General features: G+C 53.2%; 20 protein-coding genes and 1 pseudogene. 7 read left to right on the top strand and 14 right to left on the bottom strand.

What is annotated here, in order from left to right:
* The first annotated feature begins 154 nt into the window (after window positions 1-154).
* Together fdhF and yjcO are read left to right on the top strand one after the other, a co-directional pair.
* Window positions 155-2302, top strand: a complete 2148-nt coding sequence (gene fdhF, locus FC814_RS06830) for a formate dehydrogenase subunit alpha (RefSeq protein WP_137325700.1) — start codon at window positions 155-157, stop codon at window positions 2300-2302.
* Between the two features lie 93 nt (window positions 2303-2395).
* The gene (gene yjcO / locus FC814_RS06835) at window positions 2396-3085 is read left to right on the top strand and encodes a Sel1 family TPR-like repeat protein YjcO (protein WP_105280899.1); all 690 of its coding nucleotides are present in this window, start codon (window positions 2396-2398) and stop codon (window positions 3083-3085) included.
* Between the two features lie 307 nt (window positions 3086-3392).
* On the opposite strand, the gene gltP is transcribed toward yjcO, so the two are convergent.
* From gltP to nrfA, 8 genes are all read right to left on the bottom strand, one after another.
* Window positions 3393-4706 carry a glutamate/aspartate:proton symporter GltP gene (gene gltP, locus FC814_RS06840; protein WP_137325701.1) on the bottom strand — a complete coding sequence of 438 codons (1314 nt, stop codon included), beginning with the start codon at window positions 4704-4706 and terminating at the stop codon, window positions 3393-3395.
* Between the two features lie 341 nt (window positions 4707-5047).
* Window positions 5048-5644 (bottom strand): heme lyase NrfEFG subunit NrfG, encoded by a 597-nt coding sequence (gene nrfG / locus FC814_RS06845; protein ID WP_137325702.1) that lies wholly within the window; start codon window positions 5642-5644, stop codon window positions 5048-5050.
* On the bottom strand, window positions 5641-6024 hold the full coding sequence (nrfF, locus tag FC814_RS06850; protein ID WP_137325703.1) for a heme lyase NrfEFG subunit NrfF: 384 nt from the start codon (window positions 6022-6024) through the stop codon (window positions 5641-5643). Before nrfF ends, nrfG begins: the two co-directional genes overlap by 4 nt.
* Complete coding sequence (locus FC814_RS06855; RefSeq protein ID WP_137325704.1) at window positions 6017-7735, bottom strand: heme lyase CcmF/NrfE family subunit; 1719 nt, start codon at window positions 7733-7735, stop codon at window positions 6017-6019. Before FC814_RS06855 ends, nrfF begins: the two co-directional genes overlap by 8 nt.
* A gap of 19 nt (window positions 7736-7754) precedes the next feature.
* The gene (gene nrfD, locus FC814_RS06860; protein ID WP_016159887.1) at window positions 7755-8711 is read right to left on the bottom strand and encodes a cytochrome c nitrite reductase subunit NrfD; all 957 of its coding nucleotides are present in this window, start codon (window positions 8709-8711) and stop codon (window positions 7755-7757) included.
* The gene (gene nrfC / locus FC814_RS06865; protein WP_000220269.1) at window positions 8708-9379 is read right to left on the bottom strand and encodes a cytochrome c nitrite reductase Fe-S protein; all 672 of its coding nucleotides are present in this window, start codon (window positions 9377-9379) and stop codon (window positions 8708-8710) included. Before nrfC ends, nrfD begins: the two co-directional genes overlap by 4 nt.
* Window positions 9376-9942: a cytochrome c nitrite reductase pentaheme subunit gene (gene nrfB, locus FC814_RS06870; protein WP_010344836.1), complete on the bottom strand. Its 567-nt coding sequence runs from the start codon at window positions 9940-9942 to the stop codon at window positions 9376-9378. The genes nrfC and nrfB overlap by 4 nt, the downstream gene beginning before the upstream one ends.
* A 45-nt stretch (window positions 9943-9987) precedes the next feature.
* Complete coding sequence (gene nrfA / locus FC814_RS06875; RefSeq protein WP_000196872.1) at window positions 9988-11424, bottom strand: ammonia-forming nitrite reductase cytochrome c552 subunit; 1437 nt, start codon at window positions 11422-11424, stop codon at window positions 9988-9990.
* A 393-nt stretch (window positions 11425-11817) separates the two neighbouring features.
* Here nrfA and acs point away from each other — a divergent pair, with 393 nt between their 5' ends.
* The 3 genes from acs (at window position 11818) to actP (ending at window position 15937) form a co-directional block, all read left to right on the top strand.
* Window positions 11818-13776: an acetate--CoA ligase gene (gene acs / locus FC814_RS06885; protein WP_000078202.1), complete on the top strand. Its 1959-nt coding sequence runs from the start codon at window positions 11818-11820 to the stop codon at window positions 13774-13776.
* Window positions 13777-13976: 200 nt separating this feature from the next.
* Window positions 13977-14291, top strand: coding sequence for a DUF485 domain-containing protein (locus FC814_RS06890; RefSeq protein WP_001014565.1), 315 nt, complete (start codon window positions 13977-13979; stop codon window positions 14289-14291).
* Complete coding sequence (gene actP / locus FC814_RS06895; RefSeq protein WP_000832546.1) at window positions 14288-15937, top strand: cation/acetate symporter ActP; 1650 nt, start codon at window positions 14288-14290, stop codon at window positions 15935-15937. The genes FC814_RS06890 and actP overlap by 4 nt, the downstream gene beginning before the upstream one ends.
* Window positions 15938-15975: 38 nt before the next feature.
* On the opposite strand, the gene FC814_RS06900 is transcribed toward actP, so the two are convergent.
* Window positions 15976-16665, bottom strand: a complete 690-nt coding sequence (locus FC814_RS06900) for an LrgB family protein (RefSeq protein ID WP_137325705.1) — start codon at window positions 16663-16665, stop codon at window positions 15976-15978.
* The gene (locus FC814_RS06905; protein WP_000109436.1) at window positions 16658-17068 is read right to left on the bottom strand and encodes a CidA/LrgA family protein; all 411 of its coding nucleotides are present in this window, start codon (window positions 17066-17068) and stop codon (window positions 16658-16660) included. The genes FC814_RS06900 and FC814_RS06905 overlap by 8 nt, the downstream gene beginning before the upstream one ends.
* A 103-nt stretch (window positions 17069-17171) precedes the next feature.
* On the opposite strand from FC814_RS06905, the gene FC814_RS06910 reads away from it, so the two are divergent.
* Entirely contained in the window at window positions 17172-18056 is an 885-nt protein-coding gene (locus FC814_RS06910) for a LysR family transcriptional regulator (RefSeq protein WP_000354952.1), read from the top strand.
* A gap of 35 nt (window positions 18057-18091) precedes the next feature.
* On the opposite strand, the gene FC814_RS06915 is transcribed toward FC814_RS06910, so the two are convergent.
* The 3 genes from FC814_RS06915 to soxR form a co-directional block, all read right to left on the bottom strand.
* Entirely contained in the window at window positions 18092-19741 is a 1650-nt protein-coding gene (locus FC814_RS06915) for a Na+/H+ antiporter (protein WP_000402198.1), read from the bottom strand.
* A 150-nt stretch (window positions 19742-19891) separates the two neighbouring features.
* Window positions 19892-21241, bottom strand: coding sequence for a guanine/hypoxanthine transporter GhxP (gene ghxP, locus FC814_RS06920; protein WP_000106864.1), 1350 nt, complete (start codon window positions 21239-21241; stop codon window positions 19892-19894).
* Between the two features lie 547 nt (window positions 21242-21788).
* A complete protein-coding gene (gene soxR / locus FC814_RS06925) occupies window positions 21789-22253 on the bottom strand; it encodes a redox-sensitive transcriptional activator SoxR (protein ID WP_000412428.1) in 465 nt (154 codons plus the stop codon).
* 85 nt (window positions 22254-22338) lie between these two features.
* On the opposite strand from soxR, the gene soxS reads away from it, so the two are divergent.
* Window positions 22339-22662 (top strand): superoxide response transcriptional regulator SoxS, encoded by a 324-nt coding sequence (gene soxS, locus FC814_RS06930; protein WP_000019357.1) that lies wholly within the window; start codon window positions 22339-22341, stop codon window positions 22660-22662.
* Between the two features lie 2 nt (window positions 22663-22664).
* On the opposite strand, the pseudogene FC814_RS06935 reads toward soxS, so the two are convergent.
* Window positions 22665-22946, bottom strand: a pseudogene (locus tag FC814_RS06935) (EAL domain-containing protein); the annotation flags it as partial.
* Window positions 22947-23033 lie beyond the last annotated feature (87 nt).

Consider the following 23033-nt stretch of genomic DNA (forward strand, 5'->3'; position numbering starts at 1 on the left):
CACGTCAAAACTGACGACAGCCTGTTTTTCGTCAGAGTTTTGAATAAATAGTGCCCGTAATATCAAGGAATGTCCCCAAATAAAATGTGGCATAAAAGATGCATACTGTAGTCGAGAGCGCGTATGCGTGATTTGATTAACTGGAGCGAGACCGATGAAAAAAGTCGTCACGGTTTGCCCATATTGCGCATCAGGTTGCAAAATCAACCTGGTCGTCGATAACGGCAAAATCGTCCGGGCGGAGGCAGCGCAGGGGAAAACCAACCAGGGTACTCTGTGTCTGAAGGGTTATTATGGCTGGGATTTCATTAACGATACCCAGATCCTGACCCCGCGCCTGAAAACCCCCATGATCCGTCGCCAGCGTGGCGGCAAACTCGAACCTGTTTCCTGGGATGAGGCACTGAATTACGTTGCCGAGCGCCTGAGCGCCATCAAAGAGAAGTACGGTCCGGATGCCATCCAGACGACCGGCTCCTCGCGTGGTACGGGTAACGAAACCAACTATGTAATGCAAAAATTTGCGCGCGCCGTTATTGGTACTAATAACGTTGACTGCTGCGCTCGCGTCTGACACGGCCCATCGGTTGCAGGTCTGCACCAATCGGTCGGTAACGGCGCAATGAGCAATGCCATTAACGAAATTGATAATACCGATTTAGTGTTCGTTTTCGGGTACAACCCGGCAGATTCCCACCCAATCGTGGCGAATCACGTAATTAACGCTAAACGTAACGGGGCGAAAATTATCGTCTGCGATCCGCGCAAAATTGAAACCGCGCGCATTGCGGACATGCACATCGCCCTGAAAAACGGCTCGAACATCGCGCTGTTGAATGCGATGGGCCATGTCATTATTGAAGAAAATCTGTACGACAAAGCGTTCGTCGCTTCTCGCACAGAAGGCTTTGAAGAGTATCGTAAAATCGTTGAAGGCTACACGCCGGAGTCGGTTGAAGATATCACCGGCGTCAGCGCCAGTGAGATTCGTCAGGCGGCGCGGATGTATGCCCAGGCCGAAAGCGCATCCATTCTGTGGGGCATGGGTGTTACCCAGTTCTATCAGGGCGTGGAAACCGTGCGTTCTCTGACCAGCCTCGCGATGCTGACCGGTAACCTCGGTAAGCCACATGCGGGCGTTAACCCGGTTCGTGGTCAGAACAACGTGCAGGGTGCCTGCGATATGGGCGCGCTGCCGGATACGTATCCGGGCTACCAGTATGTTAAGTTCCCGGAAAACCGCGAGAAATTCGCCAAAGCCTGGGGCGTAGAAAGCCTGCCGGCCCATACCGGTTATCGCATCAGCGAACTGCCGCACCGTGCGGCGCATGGCGAAGTCCGTGCGGCGTACATTATGGGCGAAGATCCGCTGCAAACTGATGCGGAACTGTCGGCAGTACGTAAAGCCTTTGAAGATCTGGAACTGGTCATCGTTCAGGACATCTTTATGACCAAAACCGCGTCGGCGGCGGATGTTATTTTACCGTCAACCTCGTGGGGCGAGCATGAAGGCGTGTTTACTGCGGCTGACCGTGGCTTCCAGCGTTTCTTCAAAGCAGTTGAACCGAAATGGGATCTGAAAACGGACTGGCAAATCATCAGTGAAATCGCCACCCGTATGGGTTATCCGATGCACTACAACAACACCCAGGAGATCTGGGATGAGTTGCGTCATCTGTGCCCGGATTTCTACGGTGCGACTTACGAGAAAATGGGCGAACTGGGCTTCATTCAGTGGCCTTGCCGCGATACTTCAGATGCCGATCAGGGGACTTCTTATCTGTTTAAAGAGAAGTTTGATACCCCGAACGGTCTGGCGCAGTTCTTCACCTGCGACTGGGTAGCGCCAATCGACAAACTCACCGACGAGTACCCGATGGTACTGTCAACGGTGCGTGAAGTTGGTCACTACTCTTGTCGTTCGATGACTGGTAACTGTGCGGCGCTGGCGGCGCTGGCTGATGAACCTGGCTACGCGCAAATCAATACCGAAGACGCCAAACGTCTGGGTATTGAAGATGAGGCATTGGTTTGGGTGCACTCGCGTAAAGGCAAAATTATCACCCGTGCGCAGGTCAGCGATCGTCCGAACAAAGGGGCGATTTACATGACTTACCAGTGGTGGATTGGTGCCTGTAACGAGCTGGTTACCGAGAACTTAAGCCCGATTACGAAAACGCCGGAGTACAAATACTGCGCCGTACGCGTCGAGCCGATCGCCGATCAGCGCGCCGCCGAGCAGTACGTGATTGACGAGTACAACAAGTTGAAAACTCGCCTGCGCGAAGCGGCACTGGCGTAAATCAGTCCCTCTTACAGCCTCCTTTCGGAGGCTGTTTTTTTATCCATTCGAACTCTTTATACTGGTTACTCCCTACCCAATCGTATTATCAAAATGAAAAAAATTATCGCATTGATGTTGTTTTTGACATTCTTTGCCCACGCAAACGACTCCGAACCCGGCAGCCAGTATGTAAAGGCAGCAGAGGCCGGAGACCGACGCGCACAATATTTTCTTGCCGACAGCTGGTTTAGCTCCGGCGATTTGAGCAAAGCCGAATATTGGGCACAGAAAGCCGCTGACAGCGGTGATGCCGATGCCTGCGCGCTGTTAGCGCAGATCAAAATCACCAATCCGGTCAGTCTGGACTATCCACAAGCAAAAGTGCTCGCCGAGAAAGCAGCGCAGGCGGGCAGTAAAGAAGGTGAAGTGACGCTGGCTCATATTCTGGTTAATAGCCAGGCGGGTAAACCAGATTATCCGAAGGCGATTTCGCTGTTAGAAAACGCCTCGGAAGATCTGGAGAATGATACCGCCGTTGATGCCCAGATGCTGCTTGGCTTGATTTACGCCAACGGCGTGGGCATTACGGCTGACGATGACAAAGCAACCTGGTATTTCAAACGCAGCTCCGCGATTTCCCGTACCGGTTATTCCGAGTACTGGGCGGGGATGATGTTCTTAAACGGTGAAGAGGGTTTTATCGAGAAGAATAAACAAAAGGCGCTGCATTGGTTGAACCTGAGCTGTATGGAAGGGTTTGATACCGGGTGTGAAGAGTTTGAAAAATTAACCAACGGTTAAGATAGGCCTGATAAGACGCGTTAAGCGTCGCATCAGGCGTTGATGTCGGATGCGGCGTAAACGCCTTATCCGACCTACAAAAATCACGCTAAATCAGGCTATTGCACTGTCTGGCGTAGGCCTGATAAGACGCGGCAAGCGTCGCATCAGGCATTGATGTCGGATGCGGAGTAAACGCCTTATCCGACCTATAAAATCACGCTAAATCAGGCTATTGCGCTCTCTGGCGTAGGCCTGATAAGACGCGACAGCGTCGCATCAGGCATCCATACATTGCCGGGTGGATATACCCCCCGGCAATCTTCAATTACTGATCCGCAGTCTTATCAAATTTGCCCAGCATTTCACGTTCGTAGGCCATCGCCTTTTTGCGGTCAAATTTGTGTTCCCACTTGGCAATCACCAGCACCGCCAGCGCGTTACCCACCACGTTCAGCGCGGTACGCGCCATGTCGAGGATACGGTCAACACCGGCAATAAACGCCAGACCTTCCAGAGGAATACCGACGCTACCCAGCGTTGCCAGCAGCACCACAAACGACACACCCGGCACGCCAGCAATCCCTTTCGAGGTCACCATCAGCGTCAGCACCAGAATGATTTCCTGCCAGATGGACAAATCAATGCCATACAACTGCGCGATGAAGATAGCGGCAATACTTTGATACAGCGTCGAACCATCAAGGTTAAAAGAGTAACCGGTCGGCACCACGAAGCTGGTGATTGACGCTGGTGCACCGTAGGCTTCCATCTTCTCAATAATTCGCGGCAGTACGCTTTCAGAGCTGGCAGTGGAGTACGCCAGAATCAGCTCATCTTTCAGAATACGAATCAGGATCCAGACGCTTAACCCGCACAGGCGCGCCACAATTCCCAGCACCACCAGCGCGAAGAACAGAATAGCGAAATGCACCAGCAGCACCAGCTTCGCCAGTGGCCACAGAGAAGAGAAACCAAAGTTAGCCACCGTCACCGCAATCAGCGCAAACACACCCACCGGTGCATAACGCATCACCATGTGAGTCACTTTAAACATGGTTTCAGAGATGGAGCGGAACACGGTCACCAGCGGTTCACGATGCGTCGCGGGCAGGGAAGAAAGCCCCAGACCAAACAGCACCGAGAAGAAGATGATCGGCAGCATTTCGCCTTTCGCCATCGACGCCACAATGTTCGTCGGCACCAGCGACAAAATCGTGCCCATAATGCTGTGGGAACTGCTTTGTACCGCTTCCGTAGTGCTCTGATATTTCGAGATATCGACGGTCGTCAGCTGCGACATATCCACCCCGGCACCGGGCTGGAAGACGTTTGCCAGAGTGATCCCCAGAATGATGGCGACGGTGGTGATCACTTCAAAGTAGATAATGGTTTTCGCGCCAATACGCCCAAGCTGTTTGGCATCACCAACACCCGCGATACCTACCACCAGCGTGGAGATCACAATCGGCACAACAATCATTTTGATCAGGTGGATGAAGATATCACCCGCCGGAGAGAGCAAATTGACGACCAGCCATTCGCGACTGTCGCTATGGTAGTGCAGGTAGCTTCCCAGGAGAATGCCCAGCACCATAGCAAACAGAATCTGCCAGGCCAGGCTGAATTTTATATTTTTCATATGAATGACTTCCTCAATGGAGCACCGTTCCCCGTTCAGAAACGCGAGAACGTGACATACTGCCAGGGCATGAATTGTGTTGCGTTGGTTTGTAGATTTTTTTAACGCTTATGATCAGTATCATTTGCGCGGTATGTTGCGCAACCCTTTAACAACAGAGCTTTTCGCTGCATTAATGCATAATAACGCGAGTTTATGACAGGTTATATGAATAACCATTTGTTATGGAAAGATTTTTATTTGTTTAATCTGCAATAATCGTTAATGGTGATTATTTTTTACATGTATTCATTCGATTATTTTTTACGCAGCTCAATAACATAATCTGCAACGCCGAATGATTAATCCGATCGCCGTTGAAGGAGTTTTGCCATATTAATCGACTCAACCAACTGTGTCCGGTTGACCCTGGGTGAATTGAGATCCATCACTTTTTGCCATAGTTCGATGGCCTGCGCGTAATTCGCCTGCATAAAAGCATCGGAAGCCAGCAGCATCAGGGCGGTAATTTCGTTTTCGTCCAGCGCGAGGGCTTTGTCGATCATTGCGCGAGTCTGGGCGGTCATATGCTGGCTGGCCTGGTAATAAAGCACCGTCGCCAGCGCCGCATACAGTTCAGCGTTCTCACCACGTAGTTGCAACGCCTGACGGTATGCCAGCAGCGAATTACTGTAATCGTTTTGCCACAGGTAATACTCGCCCAGCAACGCCCACTGTTCGCTGTTTTGTGGATTAGCACGAATTTTATCCTGCAATGCCTGAAGCTGCGCTTCCGGGGTTTGCTGGCTGGCAAACTGATGTAGCGGATCGCGCTGACGCTGATATTCACCGAGTACAGCCTGCCATCGCGGACTTAACAAATAACTGCTGAAACAGATAAATAACATAAAAATCGTGAGAGTTGTCAGTGTTTTCACCGGTATTTGGTGCTGTTTCATCGCTTCGCCCTCACTAGCCAGAGGAGCAGTGCCATCAGTAGTAACAACACCACTGGCAGCGCCCACAACACCAGCGTCTGACCGGTCAGCGGTGGGTTATAGCGAACAAAATTACCGTAGCGTTCGGTCATCCAGCCAATGATTTCGACTTCGTTCTTCCCCTCCGCCACCATGCTGTAAACCTGATGGCGCATACTGACTGCCACCGGCGCGTTGGATTCCAGTAAGTTCTGATTTTGGCACTGCGGACAACGTAACTGGCTGGCAATATTTAACGCCTGTTGCTGTTGTTGCGGATTGGCGAATTGCCAGGTGTCTACAACCTGAGCGCGCGCAAAACAGGTAAATAACAGCAGTAACGTGAGAAGTCCTTTATTCATCGCGCTTCCTCCCCCGCCATCCGCTTAACAATGCGCCCGCAATCATCAACAATCCTCCCCCCCAGATCCAGCGCACACCGCTTTGTACATACAAACGAAAAGCGTAACGATCCGCTCCGGTTTTTTCACCCATGACCGCATACCAGTCATGGATACCGTTCCAGCGAATTGACGGCTCCATCATTTGCTGACGACGTGCTTCGTAAAAACGCCGCTCCGGTGTCAGTTCACCAATGCGTTGCTGATGGTCAAATAACGCCACTATCGCTTTTTCGCTGGTGTAATTACCTTTGGCTTGTAGATCGAGGCGCTCAAAACGGAAGGTGTATCCTGCCAGCGTCACCTGCTGACCCGGCTGTAAATTCAGGCTGATCTCCTGACGGCTGACGCTGGAGACCACGATCCCGGCGGCAAATAACAGCACGCCCGCATGAGCTACCAGCGCCGGAAGCTGCGCGCGTTTGCCAGAGACAAACGTCGCCAGCACAATCACCACCAGCATCAACAGACCAAACGGTAACGTCGCGCGGTGAAAATACGGCGCGCCAACGGAGAGGCGTCCCCAGCCCAGCAGGCCGTAAATCATCGGATAAAGCGTTCCCACCAGCACGATCAGTAGCACTGCGCAAAACAGCAACAGCGTAGCGAGGATTAACATTTCCCACGATAACACCGAAAAACGCACCGCCGGGCCACCGTCCCGCGCTCGCCAGCCATACAGAGCCAAAGACGCAAGGCTAATCAGTGCAAACAGGCTGAACAACGGCACGGCGCGGACGTTATCCAGCGCGAACGCATGAACCGAAACCAGAATGCCAGAACGGACAATTAAGGTGCCCAGCAAGGACAGCATCAGAGTAACTATCGCCAGTAACAGCGACCAGTGGCAGAAAATCCCCCGCTGGCGTGTCAGGGACAAACTGTGCAGCAGCGCAGTGGCAGAAAGCCAGGGTAATAAAGAGGCGTTTTCCACCGGATCCCAGAACCACCAGCCGCCCCAGCCCAGTTCGCAGTAGGCCCACCAGGAACCGAGGATGATCCCCGCTGTTAATGCACTCCAGCCAGGTAACGCCCAGCGCCAGCAAATTCGGGCGCTGGCCGCATCAAACTCGCCGCGCAGTAAACTCGCCAGCGCCACGCTCGCCGCCACCATCAAACCGCCATAGCCGAGATAAAGCAGCGGCGGATGGAAGATAAGACCGGGATGTTGCAGCATCGGATTGAGATCGCGGCCTTCGATTGCTGGTGGAAATATCCGCACGAAGGGATCGGACCACAGCACCACAAACAGTAGCAGCGCGGCGAGCATGAGAGATAAAACGGCTAGCGTCAGCGGAAATAGCGGATCGGTTTGCTGCCGATAATGCCAGGCAAACAGCGCACTCCAGGCGGAAAGCAGCAGCACCCAAAGCAGCAGCGAACCTTCATGACCGCCCCACACCGCCGCCAGTTTGAGTTCCCACGACAGCAGGCTATAGCTATGTTGGGCGACATAAATGACCGAGAAATCGCTGATGAGAAAACAATACGTCAGTACGCCAAAGGCGAGCAGCAGGAGCGCGAACTGCGCCAGAATGCCGATGCAAGTGAGCCGCATCATCGCAGGCCAGCGCAACCGCACACCCGCGAAGGTTGTCAACGGGGTCAACACATTGACCCCAAGACTTAACAACAACGCCAGAAAACCGACTTCAGGAAGGAATACGTCCAGAAACCACCTCTTTTCTGGCTTACGCCACCGTCAACTGTCCGGCGTAGAGAATGAAAAAGCGCAGCATCAACACGCCGACCAGACTGGCCCCACACGCCGCCAGCACGGCAGGAATGCCGGAACTGCGATTGACCCACGGTTTGAGCAACATTGGCACAATCAGCCCCAGCCCGGCGACACCAAGCCAGAACCACCACGTCCAGAAACCGCCGCCCAACGCCGCCACCAGTGCACGCACTTTACCGTCATCGCCCAGCGCCAGGCCGACAAAAAACGCCACCAGCAGGAAGATTTCACCCCATACCACAGGGATTTCCATACGGTGAACAAAGTGCGCTTCCGTGGAATGCGGATTACTGCGCTGGCGTATCGCCATGGCGATCAGCGCCACCGCCGCACCGGACGAGATGCCGGAGAACAGGAACAGCACCGGCAGGATCGGGTTATTGAGGAACGGATACGATTTCAGCGCCGACAGCAGAAAGCCAGTATAAGCCCCCAGCAGCACCGCCAGCACCAGCATCAGCGTTTCCAGTCCGCGATGAACGGGCGTCAGCAGGTTCAGAACCTTTTGCACGATCCCCAGCTTCGGCAACCAGCGTTGTTGCAGGGCAAGCAAATCGTGTTCAAAGATTTTCGCCAGCCACAGCACCAGCACCACCATGTAGAGCTGAAACAGCATTACCCCCATCGACATCACCGAGGTAAAACTGTAGTGGAACATCAGCTTCCAGAAGGTCCACGGTCTCGTCAGGTGGAAGACGAGGATCAACAGACCGAGGATCACCGCGCCAGGCCCGACAATCAGCGTGGTACGCAGCAACGTACTGTCTGCGCCGCCCGCCTGCGGGTAGAAGCGACGCAGCAACACCGCCAGCGTCACCAGCCCGGCAGAAATCCCCACCAAAAACAGATAGATGGCAATCGGCCAGTCCCACACCAGTGATTCAAAATGAAATGCGGAAGCCTGCGTCATTGACTCACCTCCCCGTATTTAAACGGTACGCGGTACAGCTTCGGTTTGGTTCCCAGCGCCAGCTTGTAGCGGTAAGAGGGCTTCTGGCGCAGCAGTTGCGAAATCTCACTGTTAGGATCGTCCAGATTGCCAAACGTCAGTGCTTTCGTCGGGCAAGCTTCAACGCACGCGGGCAGCTTACCGGCCTGTAAATTGGTCTTACGGCAGAAATCACATTTGTCCGCCGTCTTTGTGACCGGATGGATAAAGCGCACGCGGTACGGACAAGCGGCGATGCAGTACTGACAACCGACGCAGAGATCCGGATTAACATCGACAATCCCGCTGGCGGCATCGCGAAAAGACGCGCCGGTCGGGCAGACGTCAACGCACGGCGCATGGTCGCAGTGCTGGCAAGACTTACGGAAGAAGCGATATTTCACATCAGGAAATTCGCCCAGTGGCTCGCTACGAATAATCGTCAGGCGCGAGACACCTTCCGGCACCTTGTTTACTTCCCGACAAGCATCCATACAGGCGGTACAGCCGATGCATAACGACTCGTCATGCACCATGCCGTAACGCACGCCATTGATATTCAACGTTTTCGCCACCACGCGTCCTGCGGTGCCGCTGACGGCTGCCAGCACGCCGACGCCGGTGAGAAACTGGCGACGAGACCAGGTCATGGCTGCTCCTTAAGCAACGGAACAGACGCCGGGTTAAAGTTCGGATTGGTGCGCTGATCGCTGTGGCAATCGACGCAAATCTTAATCCGTCCTTTGTCACTTAACGTCTGCATCGTATCTTGCTGTGGATGCAGGGAATGGCAGCTGGCGCACGCCACTTTAGTCACGTGGACATCGTGCGGCCAGAACGCTTTTTGCAACTGTTCCGGCAGATGGCAGGACATACAAACACTGTTCTGCTCACCAACGTTGTACATCGGCTCGTTAAAGCGCATCACATCTTTCACCCCTTCGCGGTGTTGCGGTGACGGCTGGCCGTGACAGTTGGTGCAGGTAACCGGCAATTTATTATTCGGGTTGATAACGGAAGCATGTTTGCCATGCATACCTTCGGTGTCTGGCTTATGACAGTCCAGACAGGCGGCATCCGGGTTACGCTGCTGGGTAACTTCGTAGCGATCACCAGATGCCTGCGCCGCAGGGGTAGCGGTAATTCCGTTCAGGCTCCACAACAGGCCCGACGCCAGCACCCCGGCAGTTAATAACGAACGTAATACGCTCATATTCACTCCATTGTGTTTTCCGCCCCTTGCGAGGCGGAACGGGGGTTATTGGCTTAACAGACCGTTTTTACGTGCCTGCTCTTCCCACTGTGGGATCACCGTTTTGATGAAGTCCTGCTTCTCGGCCTTGATTTGTTCCATGTTCAGGCCAATGGCCTGCTGGGCTTTCTCTTTGGTCGAGATATCCGGGATCTGGATTTCATGGGTGATGCCTTTGGTCGCCAGCAAACGCGCCAGTTTGGTACGCGCATCCGCCGCTTTATCCATCGCCGTGCCAAGCATCCGCAGACCTTCTTCCGGCGCGTGCATATGAATGCCGTGGGAAGCGATCGCCAGATCCCAACGCCACTGAGCATGACGGATATCGTCCTGAATCGGCTTCATTTCGGCTTCCGTCGCGCCAGCATCCAGCGCCGCTTTCGCTTCGAAGTGGGCGTGAACCAGTTGATCTTCGACCTTGATTTTCAGGTCGTTAATCGACTGTTTACGCTCCGCGACCACTTTTTGCAGCGTGGCTTTGTCCTGGGTATGGCAGTTCGCACAAGTCTGGGCGAAGTTATCAAACGGATTGCCAATTTTATGGTCGGTGTAGAGTTTGCCTTCGGCGTTCTGCACTTTTGGCATATGGCAGTCGATACAGGTCACGTTATTTTTGCCGTGAATGCCCGCACTCCAGGTTTCATATTCCGGGTGCTGCGCTTTCAGCATTGGCGTTTTCGACAGGGAGTTAGTCCAGTCAGAGAAGGCAATTTTGTCGTAATACTGCTCCATGTTTTCGACTTTCATGCCGTCATCCCACGGGAATTTAACGGCTTTGTTTTTGCCGTCGAAGTAATACTCCACATGGCACTGACCGCAAACCATCGATTGCTGGTCGAAACGTCCGGCTTTCTCAAAAGGTTTACCAATGGCGTCCATCGCGCGAGCCGCATACGGACGGGAAAGGGTTAACTCCGGCTTGCCTTTGGCGAACTCTGGTGAGGCAGTGTTATGGCAATCGGCACAACCTAAATTGTTGACGATTTCCGGGCCGCCGCGCGCCCATTTACCGTGGAAGTAGCCATCTTCACCGTCTTTCTGGATCAGACGCGCCACATCCGGGCTTTTACAACTCCAGCATGCCATCGGTAGCGGACCATCTTCAGCGTTTTTCGGCGCACCGGTACGCAAAGTTTCACGTACATCGGTCACAGCAAAGGCATGTCCACGCGGCTTGTTGTAATCGCGTGAGAAGGGATACCCCGCCCACAGGATCACCAGACGTGGATCTTCCGCCAGTGCGTCAACACGCTCTGATTGTTCCGAGGTGGCTTTCCAGGAGAGATATTGATCGGGGTGCTGCGGGGCAAAGGTTTCATTCTTCGCTTCCACAGTTACAGGTTTCGCGGGAGCGGCCGTTTGTTCAGCGTGAACAGAAGTGAAAAAGAAAAAAGGAATCAATAAGCTGAAGATACGGCGTGCGTTTATTTTTATCCTTGTCATAGGGGCTTCATCCAAATTTTGCCATTGAGGAAATGGCAGTTTTTATTGTTTTTTCATAACAGTAACCGCACATACACTGTTATGACATTGCTCACCCCTATGTGTAACAAATAACCACACTCAGAATGTTGTCTTTAATCAATTGTAAGTGCATGTAAAATACCACTTTAGAGTTAGTCGGTATCTTCCTCTTTTTCAACAGCATGCATAACTGCATGTTCCTCAAAGAATTAATCAACTTTTGTTGGTGTCCTTCAAAAATTACCCTGCCGTTTATTTGCACAATTCTACTTTTGCGTGATCTGTCGCCCAAATACTAAACAAAACTGCCAATACCCCTACATTTAACGCTTATGCCACATATTATTAACATCCTACAAGGAGAACAAAAGCATGAGTCAAATTCACAAACACACCATTCCTGCCAACATCGCAGACCGTTGCCTGATAAACCCTCAGCAGTACGAGGCGATGTATCAACAATCTATTAACGCACCAGATACCTTCTGGGGCGAACAGGGAAAAATTCTCGACTGGATCAAACCCTACCAGAAGGTGAAAAACACCTCCTTTGCCCCGGGTAATGTGTCCATTAAATGGTACGAGGACGGCACGCTAAATCTGGCGGCCAACTGCCTCGACCGCCATCTGCAAGAAAACGGCGATCGCACTGCTATCATCTGGGAAGGCGATGACGCCAGCCAGAGCAAACATATCAGCTATAAAGAGCTGCACCGCGACGTCTGCCGCTTCGCCAATACCCTGCTTGAGCTGGGCATTAAAAAAGGTGATGTGGTGGCGATTTATATGCCGATGGTGCCGGAAGCCGCAGTCGCGATGTTGGCCTGCGCCCGCATTGGTGCGGTGCATTCGGTGATTTTCGGCGGCTTCTCGCCGGAAGCCGTTGCCGGACGTATTATCGATTCCAACTCACGATTGGTGATCACTTCCGACGAAGGTGTACGCGCTGGACGCAGCATTCCGCTGAAGAAAAACGTCGATGACGCGCTGAAAAATCCGAACGTCACCAGCATTGAACATGTGGTTGTACTGAAGCGTACTGGCGGGAAAATCGACTGGCAGGAAGGGCGCGACCTGTGGTGGCACGACCTGGTTGAGCAAGCGAGCGATCAGCACCAGCCGGAAGAAGTAAACGCCGAAGATCCGTTGTTTATTCTCTACACCTCCGGTTCTACCGGTAAGCCGAAAGGCGTGCTGCACACTACCGGCGGTTATCTGGTATACGCGGCGCTGACCTTTAAATATGTCTTTGATTATCATCCGGGCGATATCTACTGGTGCACCGCCGATGTGGGCTGGGTTACCGGACACAGTTACTTGCTGTATGGTCCGCTGGCCTGCGGGGCAACCACGCTGATGTTTGAAGGCGTACCGAACTGGCCGACGCCTGCCCGTATGGCACAGGTGGTGGATAAGCATCAGGTCAATATTCTCTATACCGCACCCACGGCGATTCGCGCACTGATGGCGGAAGGCGATAAAGCGATTGAAGGCACCGATCGTTCGTCGCTACGCATTCTTGGTTCTGTGGGCGAGCCAATTAACCCAGAAGCGTGGGAGTGGTACTGGAAGAAGATCGGCAACGAGAAATGTCCGGTGGTCGATACCTGGTGGCAGACCGAAACCGGCGGTTTCATGATTACCCCCCTACCTGGCGCTACCGAGCTGAAAGCCGGTTCGGCAACACGTCCGTTCTTCGGCGTGCAACCGGCGCTGGTCGATAACGAAGGTAACCCGCTGGAAGGCGCTACCGAAGGCAGCCTGGTGATCACCGACTCCTGGCCGGGTCAGGCGCGCACGCTGTTTGGCGATCACGAGCGTTTTGAACAGACCTACTTTTCCACCTTCAAAAATATGTATTTCAGTGGCGATGGCGCGCGTCGTGACGAAGATGGCTATTACTGGATCACCGGGCGCGTGGACGACGTGTTGAACGTCTCCGGTCACCGTCTGGGGACAGCGGAGATTGAGTCGGCGCTGGTGGCGCATCCGAAGATAGCCGAAGCCGCTGTCGTCGGTATTCCGCACAATATTAAAGGTCAGGCGATCTACGCCTACGTCACGCTTAATCACGGGGAGGAACCGTCACCAGAACTGTACGCAGAAGTCCGCAACTGGGTGCGTAAAGAGATTGGCCCGCTGGCAACGCCAGACGTGCTGCACTGGACCGACTCCCTGCCTAAAACCCGCTCCGGCAAAATTATGCGCCGTATTCTGCGCAAAATTGCGGCGGGCGATACCAGCAACCTGGGCGATACCTCGACGCTTGCCGATCCTGGCGTAGTCGAGAAGCTGCTTGAAGAGAAGCAGGCTATCGCAATGCCGTCGTAACCCACAATTGCCGGATGCGAGTCGGTAACGGTTTGTAGGCCTGATAAGACGCGACAGCGTCGCATCAGGCATTGATTGCCGGATGCGGCGTATAACGCCTTATCCGGCGTACATTCGGCAAGGGTTACCCGAGCGTTAACCTTCTCCCATAAGGGAGCGGGAATTAAAACAATCCCTACATTACCTCTGGAGAATCTGTGATGAATGGCACTATTTATCAGCGGATAGAAGACAATGCGCATTTCAGGGAGTTAGTCGAAAAACGGCAACGGTTTGCCACCATCCTGTCGATTATTATGCTGGCAGTTTATATCGGCTTTATTTTACTGATCGCCTTCGCGCCCGGCTGGCTGGGCACCCCGCTGAACCCGAACACCAGCGTCACACGCGGTATTCCGATTGGTGTTGGAGTGATTGTGATCTCCTTTGTTCTCACCGGTATCTACATCTGGCGGGCGAACGGCGAATTCGACCGTCTTAATAATGAAGTCCTGCATGAGGTACAAGCATCATGAAAAGAGTTCTGACGGCGCTTGCCGCCACACTCCCTTTCGCAGCTAACGCGGCGGATGCTATTAGCGGGGCCGTAGAGCGCCAGCCGACGAACTGGCAGGCGATTATTATGTTCCTGATTTTCGTCGTGTTTACGCTCGGTATTACCTACTGGGCGTCAAAACGTGTACGTTCTCGTAATGACTACTACACCGCAGGCGGCAATATCACCGGTTTCCAGAACGGGCTGGCGATTGCGGGTGACTATATGTCTGCCGCCTCATTTTTGGGCATCTCCGCGCTGGTGTTTACCTCCGGCTATGACGGCTTAATTTACTCGCTGGGCTTCCTGGTGGGCTGGCCAATTATTCTGTTCCTGATTGCCGAACGTCTGCGTAACCTCGGTCGCTATACCTTTGCGGATGTGGCCTCGTACCGTCTGAAACAAGGGCCGATTCGTATTCTTTCGGCCTGTGGTTCTCTGGTGGTCGTGGCGCTTTACCTTATCGCCCAGATGGTAGGCGCAGGTAAACTGATCGAACTGTTGTTTGGCCTTAACTATCACATTGCGGTGGTTCTGGTCGGCGTACTGATGATGATGTACGTCCTGTTCGGCGGAATGCTGGCGACCACCTGGGTACAGATTATCAAAGCCGTACTGTTGCTGTTCGGTGCCAGCTTTATGGCCTTTATGGTGATGAAACATGTTGGCTTTAGCTTCAACAATCTGTTCAGCGAAGCGATGGCGGTGCACCCGAAAGGTGTCGACATCATGAAGCCGGGCGGGCTGGTGAAAGATCCAATATCTGCGCTGTCGCTGGGGCTGGGGCTGATGTTTGGTACGGCTGGCTTACCGCATATTCTGATGCGCTTCTTTACGGTCAGCGATGCCCGTGAAGCGCGTAAGAGCGTGTTCTACGCCACCGGATTTATGGGCTACTTCTATATCCTGACCTTTATTATCGGTTTTGGCGCGATCATGCTGGTCGGTGCGAATCCGGCCTATAAAGACGCGGCAGGGGCGCTGATTGGCGGTAACAACATGGCGGCGGTTCACCTGGCCAATGCGGTAGGCGGTAACCTGTTCCTCGGCTTTATTTCAGCGGTTGCTTTCGCCACCATCCTCGCGGTGGTTGCCGGTCTGACGCTGGCAGGTGCATCGGCGGTTTCGCATGACCTTTACGCCAACGTCTTCAAAAAAGGCGCGACCGAACGTGAAGAGCTGCGGGTATCGAAAATCACCGTCCTGATTTTGGGCGTGATTGCCATTATCCTCGGTGTCCTGTTTGAAAATCAGAACATCGCCTTCATGGTGGGTCTGGCGTTTGCCATCGCGGCGAGCTGTAACTTCCCAATCATTCTGCTTTCTATGTACTGGTCGAAACTGACCACGCGTGGTGCGATGCTGGGGGGTTGGCTGGGGCTGATTACCGCTGTAGTGCTGATGATCCTCGGCCCGACTATTTGGGTACAGATCCTTGGTCACGAAAAAGCCATCTTCCCGTATGAATACCCGGCGCTGTTCTCGATCACCGTGGCATTCCTCGGCATCTGGTTCTTCTCGGCAACCGATAATTCAGCGGAAGGGGCGCGTGAGCGTGAACTGTTCCGTGCGCAGTTTATCCGTTCCCAGACAGGCTTTGGCGTTGAGCAAGGCCGCGCACATTAATCTCTACCCTTCCCCGGTCAGGCGACCGGGGAATTTCTTCAGAACATCATCCAGGCCACCAGCGGCGAAACCAGTACCATTAATACGCCAGAAAGTATCATGACCAGACTGGCAACCACGCCCTCTTGTTGACCCAATTCATACGATCGCGCGGTCCCGGCGCCATGAGACGCCGCGCCAAATCCGGCACCTTTCGCCATCCCTTCGCGAATCGAGAGACGTAAAAACAGCGCGTCGCCAATCGCCATGCCAAACACGCCGGTGACCACCACAAACAACGCCACCAGATCAGGCTGTCCGCCGAGCGACTGGCTCGCTGCCAGAGCAAATGGTGTAGTGACCGAACGCACCGCCAGGCTACGCTGGATCTCATCCGACAGGGTAAATAATCGTGCCAGCCACACCGAGCTGGTCACTGCCACCACCGTTGCCGTCAGTACGCCCGCCGTCAGCGACATCCAGTGACGTTTAATGATCGCCCGATTGTCATACACCGGCACCGCAAAGGCGATGGTTGCCGGGCCTAATAACCATAGTAGCCAGTGCGCTTCGCCAATATAGTTTTGCCAGGAAATATTGCCGAAAACCAGCAGCATAACCAGTAGTGCAGGCGTCAGCACCAGAGGCATCAACGGCAGTTTACGAAAGCGGCGATAAAGACGTTTATTGAGAAAGTAGATAACCAGGGTTATCGCCAGACAAAGCACACTTAACTGAAAATTAGTCACGGTTTAACCTGCGCATTTCATAGCGATAGACTTTTTCCACTACCCAGGCGGTCGTGCCCAATACCATCACCGTGCTCAACGCGATCACTGCAAAAATACGCCAACCATCCACCAGCAATAGTTGTGCATAGTTCACCACCGCCACCACGGCAGGAACAAAAAACAGCAGCATTTCAGCCAGTAACCAGCGCGCCCCGGCACGTACCCATTGCAGAGGAATAATGCGGCAAACAATCAGCGCCAGCATCAGGATCATCCCCACCAGGTTGGCAGGCAGCGGCAAATGCAGCCAGGAGACGAGATATTGCGCAAAAATAAATAAACCTGCATACAGCACAACCTGCACAAATACCTGAAGAGATTGCACAACGGCAGGGGTAATGCGGCGAAGCGCCACGGACATGAGGGGATATCCTGAAAATAAAACAGAACGTTAAGTATAGAGAGCCTCATGCCGCTACTGAAATGAATTAAAATCATTGCAGGTATAGTCAAAGGGAATAGTTATGGATATCAGAACGCTGCGTTATTTTGTCGAAGTCGTGCGCCAGCAAAGCTTCACCCGCGCAGCGGAGAAGTTGTTTGTGACCCAGCCCACCATCAGCAAGATGCTGAAGAATCTCGAAGATGAGCTGAACTGTATATTGTTGATCCGCGATGGTCGTCGGCTGCTTCTCACTGATACTGGTCGCGTCGTATTTGAGCGCGGGCTGGCTATATTGGCTGAGTTTCGGCAACTGGAAGCTGAGCTTAGCGATATCAATCAGCTTAAAACCGGCGTTTTACGGTTGGGGATCCCGCCGATGGTTGGGATGTTAATGGCCGGGCCGATTGGCTTGTTCCGCCAGCGTTACCCCGGCGTGGAACTGAAGATTTCGGAGTTTGGTGGTCTGACGGTACAACAAGCGGTAATGAACGGCGAACTGGATATGGCACTGACCGCCCTGCCAGTAGAAGAAAGTGGCCTGACAACGTTATCGCTGTTTAGTCATCCGCTTTGTGTTCTGGTGCCGCGTTCAGGTAAATGGCTTGAGCGTGATGCCGTCTCACCAGAGACACTGGCGGAACATCCTCTTCTTATCTATAACGAAGATTTTGCCTTAAGTAAGCAATTGATGGCGTTATTCGATGAACATGGCGTTAAGCCGAGGATTGCGGTTCGCAGCGGACAATGGGATTTTCTCGCCGCGATGGTTCAGTCCGGTGTCGGAATAGCCATTTTGCCGGAACCCATTTGCCAGCGATTAGATAAAAACACCTTAAAATGGCTGCCGCTGGAAAGCGAACTACGCTGGAAATTAGGAATGATTTGGCGTGAGGGCGTTTACCTTTCCCACTGTGCCCAGGCGTGGCTGACCTGTTGTGAAGGATACTGGTTAACGCCAGAGTAAGACGGGTTGGCGGGCAAGCCCGCCAACCCTGCAGATTATTGATTTTCCTCAATCAACAACGCTTCCAGCAAATCGAGATCGTGCAGTAATTTTTGCAGCGTTTCGTTGCTGATCTCCCGCGTGGCGCGCAGGTGGTAGAGTTCAGCGCGTTCAGAACGCAGCGCCGCCAGACGGAAGCGACGCTCCAGGTTCTCTTCCTGAACCGAACTTTCAACGTCATTACGTCCATCGGCGCGACGGCGCAGATTACCAATGACGCGAGAGCTGACTTCAGTGAGCAACTGGTTGTCGATATTCTCTTCGGTATCCGCCGCCAGACGCTCCTCCATTTTCTGGATCGCCACAATTGCCACTTCAGCGGTTGCCGCGCGCGCGATTCGCTCCTCTTTCAACTGTTGTGAATGGTCTGCGACTTCAATGTGTTGTAGCAGAACAGGCAGCATCACTACGCCGACAAACAGCGAAAAGAGAATGACACCAGCCGCCAGGAACACCAGCTCATAACGCGCCGGGAAGACATTTCCATCCGGCAACAGCAGAGGAATAGAGAGCACACCAGCAAGAGTAATTGCCCCGCGCACCCCGGCGAAAGAAGCGATAAGGATTTCTCGTGTCGTCCACGAACCAAACTCCATCGGCTTCTTCTTCAGGAACCGGTTGCTGAACTTTTTCATCGTCCACAGCCAGCCAAAACGCACCAGCATTAGCGCCGCATAAATCAAGATGATGTCAGTAAACAGCATCCAGATTTCGACGTTAGGGTCAATTTCCGCCGCAACCAGCGACGTTTCCAGAATACCCGGTAGTTGCAGACCCAACAGCAAGAACACCATGCCGTTAAAGACAAATTCCAGCATCGCCCAGGTGCTGTTCGCGCGCAGTCGCATCGCCAGCGGCGCACGGCGCATCACGCCGGAACGGGTGATGGTCATCCCGGCGGCAACTGCTGCAAGGATGCCGGAAACGCCAATGTGTTCGGCAATCAGATAAGAGGCAAACGGCAGCAGGAACAGCAATACGATCTGCGTCGCGGGTTCATCGCCGCCCCAGCGGCTGAGGAAACGCAACGAGCGACCATACAGCCAGCTCACCGCAAAACCGGCGAGAATACCGCCAATGGCCACTTTCATAAATTCAACCGTCGCGCCGCCAACGGTGAAGATCATCGTCCCCATCGCAACTGCCACGGCAAACTTCAGCGACACCAGGCCGGAGGCGTCATTCATCAACGCTTCGCCCTGCAAAATACCCATGATTTTTTTCGGGATACGCCCTTCGCCAACAATCCCGGAGAGCGCCACGGCATCGGTCGGAGAGAGCACCGCCGCCAGCGCAAAGGCGGGTATCAGCGGGATACCCGGCACCACCCAGTAAATAAGGAAGCCAATGCCGACCACAGTGACCACCACCAGCGCCAGCGCGAGGCCGAATATTTCCCGACCATGTTCGAGAAATTCGCGGGTTGGTGTTTTCCAGCCATCAGCAAACAGCAACGGCGGGATAAACAAGACTAAAAAGAGTTCAGGATCAAACTCCACATGCAAACCAAACGTCGGCCACGCCAGTAGCGCACCGATGGCGATTTGCATAAGCGGAAGCGGGATCTGAAAGGGCATGACACGAGTGACCACCCCGGACAGCGAGACCACGAGGGTCATTATCAGTATGGTGAAGAAGATTTCCATGCGTTCCCTGTTTGCAATGTTTTTTATGATTTGAGAAAGGCGTTATGCCCGGACTCTCAGTTTTTCAGAATATCGCAAAAGCTCACACAATGTACGGAGAAAATAAAAACGGGCAGCCATTGCCACCCGTTTTCAGAATCTTATTAAAGCTTAGATAGCCCAGCCTCCAGCATAGAAGGTGACCAGCGCCACGGCGATAACGACCGTACCGATGTTCAGCTTACGCCATTCGCCAGAAACCAGACGACCAATCACCAGGGTCGCGAAGCCGATCATGATGCCAGTTACGATGTTACAGGTCAGCACGATGAATACTGCTGTTACCAGACCCGCCATTGCATCGACGAAATCAGCAAAGTCGATTTTCGCCACGTTGCTCAACATCAACAGGCCAACGTACATCAGCGCCGGAGCTGTTGCGTAACCCGGAACGAGGTAAGAGAGCGGAGAGAGGAACAGAATCAGCAGGAACAGCACGCCAACCGTGATTGCCGTCAGACCGGTTTTACCGCCCGCTGCTGTACCCGCCGCAGACTCAATGTATACCGCAGCCGGAGCCGCACCGACCAGGCCAGAGAAAACGCTGCTCAGGGAGTCGGTGGTCAGTGCTTTACCGCCGTCGATAATCTGCCCGTCTTTATCCAGCAGGTTCGCCTGACCGGCTACCGCACGGATGGTTCCGGTAGCATCGAAAACAGCAGTCATCACCAGCGCCAGTACGCTCGGCAGAACCACAGGGTTCAGCGCCCCCATAATATCCAGGCTGCCAATCAGTGAATTGCCGTTTTCATCGCTCAATGAAGGCATGGCGAAAACGCCGGAGAAATGGACGTTAGGATCGAAGATCAAACCGACAATTGAGATACCGATAATGGTCAGCAGAATGCCACCAGGGACTTTCAGTTTTTCCAGGCCGATGATCACCGCCAGACCTACCAGTGACATAATCACCGGGAAGGTCGCGAAATCACCCAGCGCAACGGGCAGACCGTCGAGCGGGTTTTTAATCACCAGACCGACACCATTAGCGGCAATCAGCAGCAAGAACAGGCCGATACCAATCCCCGTGCCGTGTGCCACGCCGTGCGGTAAGTTGCGCAAAATCCAGCTACGGATACCCGTGGCAGAAATTACCGTAAACAGAACACCCATCAGGAACACGGCACCCAGCGCGACAGGTACGCTAATATGTTGCCCCAGCACCAGGCTGAATGCGGTAAACGCCGTCAGAGAGATGGCGCAGCCGATAGCCAACGGCAGATTGGCCCATAACCCCATCGCGATAGAACCAATCCCGGCAACCAGACAAGTTGCAACAAAAACTGCCGCTGGCGGGAAGCCCGCTTTACCCAACATACCTGGAACGACGATAACCGAGTAGACCATCGCCAGAAACGTTGTTAACCCGGCAACCACTTCCTGACGGACGGTGCTTCCACGTTGTGAAATTTTAAACCAGGCGTCGAGTGAACCGCCGGTACGCGCTGATGGCGTAGACATAAGAAAACATCCCCTGAGAGTTTATTTTTCGTCAAGATGCGTGGCGGACAATCCCCTGCCAGCGAAACGTTATTCTTCCTGCTTCAGGTTTGCGACAATCTGGGGCGTCGCAAAAAAGCAAACGTTTAGCTCCGCGCATACAAAACGGGTGGTAAAAAAAAGCAAACGATTATCCGGCGATCATAGCGGCTTTTTCAACCGAAGTTTGCTGCTTTTTTCCCTTTTCTTGTGTTGACGATGAAAAACCAGGCAATTGATGCGCAAACGTTATCGTGGATGCGCAAAATTACGGCATTTGTAGGCAACTTGTGGCGAAGGTTTACGGTAAAAAATCACGCAAGATGGCAAAAATATTGCGGTTAAAAAGGATCACTTTGCACTGGCGAAGAAACAGCGGTGACATACAATTAAAGTATCAACACTAACCGGAACCTCCACCACGTGCTCGAATGAGGTGTGTTGACGTCGGGGGAAACCCTCCCGTGTACCAGCGGGATAGAGTGAAAGACAAAGACCGGAAAACAAACTAAAGCGCCCTTGTGGCGCTTTAGTTTTGTTCATCTTCCAGCAAGCGTGCGCCGGTGCCTTCTTCCCCTAAGCGGTCGCCCGGGTTACGCAACGGGCAGTCGCTACGCGAAAGGCAGCCGCAGCCAATACAACCGTCCAGTTCATCACGCAGCGCGACTAAGGTATGAATGCGCCGATCCAATTCTTCTCGCCATTGCGAAGATAGCTGTTTCCACTCTTTCGCACTTAACGTATGCCCTTCGGGCAACACACCAAACGCTTCACCAATGGTCGCCAGCGGAATGCCAATGCGTTGAGCAATTTTGATAATTGCGACGTATCGCAACACATCACGCTTATATCGCCGCTGATTACCGCTATTGCGGATACTGGTAATCAATCCTTTGCTTTCATAGAAGTGCAGCGCCGATACCGCCACGCCGCTACGTTTCGCCACTTCGCCTGGAGTAAGCAAGGCTTTAATGCGGGGTAATTTCTTTTCCATAAATCGCTTTACCTCAAGTTAACTTGAGGAATTATACTCCCCAACAGATGAATTAACGAACTGAACACTGAAAAGAGGCAGATTTATGTCCCATCAGAAAATTATTCAGGATCTTATCGCATGGATTGACGAGCATATCGACCAGCCGCTGAACATTGATGTGGTGGCGAAAAAATCAGGTTATTCAAAGTGGTATTTACAGCGAATGTTCCGCACTGTGACGCATCAGACGCTTGGCGATTACATTCGTCAACGCCGACTGCTACTGGCTGCCGTTGAACTGCGCACCACCGAGCGCCCTATTTTTGATATCGCGATGGATCTGGGTTACGTTTCACAGCAGACCTTTTCCCGCGTTTTCCGTCGGCAATTTGATCGCACTCCCAGCGATTACCGCCACCGGATCTAGGGTTACTGCCCGCGCATGGCGTCATGCGCGGGTAATTGCTCTGCCCATGCCATAAAAACCTGCGGCGGCATCGCCTTTGCAAAGTACCAGCCCTGACAATAGCGCACGCCGCGTTTGCGCAGCCAGTTGACCTGATCCTCCGTTTCCACCCCTTCTGCAATCGTTTTTAGACCCAGACTGTGTGTCAGTTCGATGATATGTTCTGCAATCAAATGGCTGGTTTTATGCGTGGTCAACGTCTCAACAAACGATTTATCGATTTTCAGGATATCAATATTCAATGAGTTAAGGGGGGATGCTGCCAACTTACTGATTTAGTGTATGATGGTGTTTTTGAGGTGCTCCAGTGGCTTCTGTTTCTATCAGCTGTC

The sequence above is a fragment of the Escherichia sp. MR genome, assembly GCF_005280595.1.
GTDB lineage: Bacteria > Pseudomonadota > Gammaproteobacteria > Enterobacterales > Enterobacteriaceae > Escherichia > Escherichia ruysiae.

Coding starts and splice junctions, on each gene's coding strand:
- ghxP (WP_000106864.1), bottom strand. CDS start 21,241: ATGTCTACGCCATCAGCGCGTACCGGCGGTTCACTCGACGCCTGGTTT.
- nrfG (WP_137325702.1), bottom strand. CDS start 5,644: ATGAAACAGCACCAAATACCGGTGAAAACACTGACAACTCTCACGATT.
- nrfD (WP_016159887.1), bottom strand. CDS start 8,711: ATGACGCAGGCTTCCGCATTTCATTTTGAATCACTGGTGTGGGACTGG.
- nrfB (WP_010344836.1), bottom strand. CDS start 9,942: ATGAGCGTATTACGTTCGTTATTAACTGCCGGGGTGCTGGCGTCGGGC.
- soxR (WP_000412428.1), bottom strand. CDS start 22,253: ATGGAAAAGAAATTACCCCGCATTAAAGCCTTGCTTACTCCAGGCGAA.
- actP (WP_000832546.1), top strand. CDS start 14,288: ATGAAAAGAGTTCTGACGGCGCTTGCCGCCACACTCCCTTTCGCAGCT.
- FC814_RS06910 (WP_000354952.1), top strand. CDS start 17,172: ATGGATATCAGAACGCTGCGTTATTTTGTCGAAGTCGTGCGCCAGCAA.
- FC814_RS06915 (WP_000402198.1), bottom strand. CDS start 19,741: ATGGAAATCTTCTTCACCATACTGATAATGACCCTCGTGGTCTCGCTG.
- gltP (WP_137325701.1), bottom strand. CDS start 4,706: ATGAAAAATATAAAATTCAGCCTGGCCTGGCAGATTCTGTTTGCTATG.
- FC814_RS06890 (WP_001014565.1), top strand. CDS start 13,977: ATGAATGGCACTATTTATCAGCGGATAGAAGACAATGCGCATTTCAGG.
- nrfF (WP_137325703.1), bottom strand. CDS start 6,024: ATGAATAAAGGACTTCTCACGTTACTGCTGTTATTTACCTGTTTTGCG.
- soxS (WP_000019357.1), top strand. CDS start 22,339: ATGTCCCATCAGAAAATTATTCAGGATCTTATCGCATGGATTGACGAG.
- FC814_RS06905 (WP_000109436.1), bottom strand. CDS start 17,068: ATGTCCGTGGCGCTTCGCCGCATTACCCCTGCCGTTGTGCAATCTCTT.
- acs (WP_000078202.1), top strand. CDS start 11,818: ATGAGTCAAATTCACAAACACACCATTCCTGCCAACATCGCAGACCGT.
- nrfA (WP_000196872.1), bottom strand. CDS start 11,424: ATGACAAGGATAAAAATAAACGCACGCCGTATCTTCAGCTTATTGATT.
- nrfC (WP_000220269.1), bottom strand. CDS start 9,379: ATGACCTGGTCTCGTCGCCAGTTTCTCACCGGCGTCGGCGTGCTGGCA.
- yjcO (WP_105280899.1), top strand. CDS start 2,396: ATGAAAAAAATTATCGCATTGATGTTGTTTTTGACATTCTTTGCCCAC.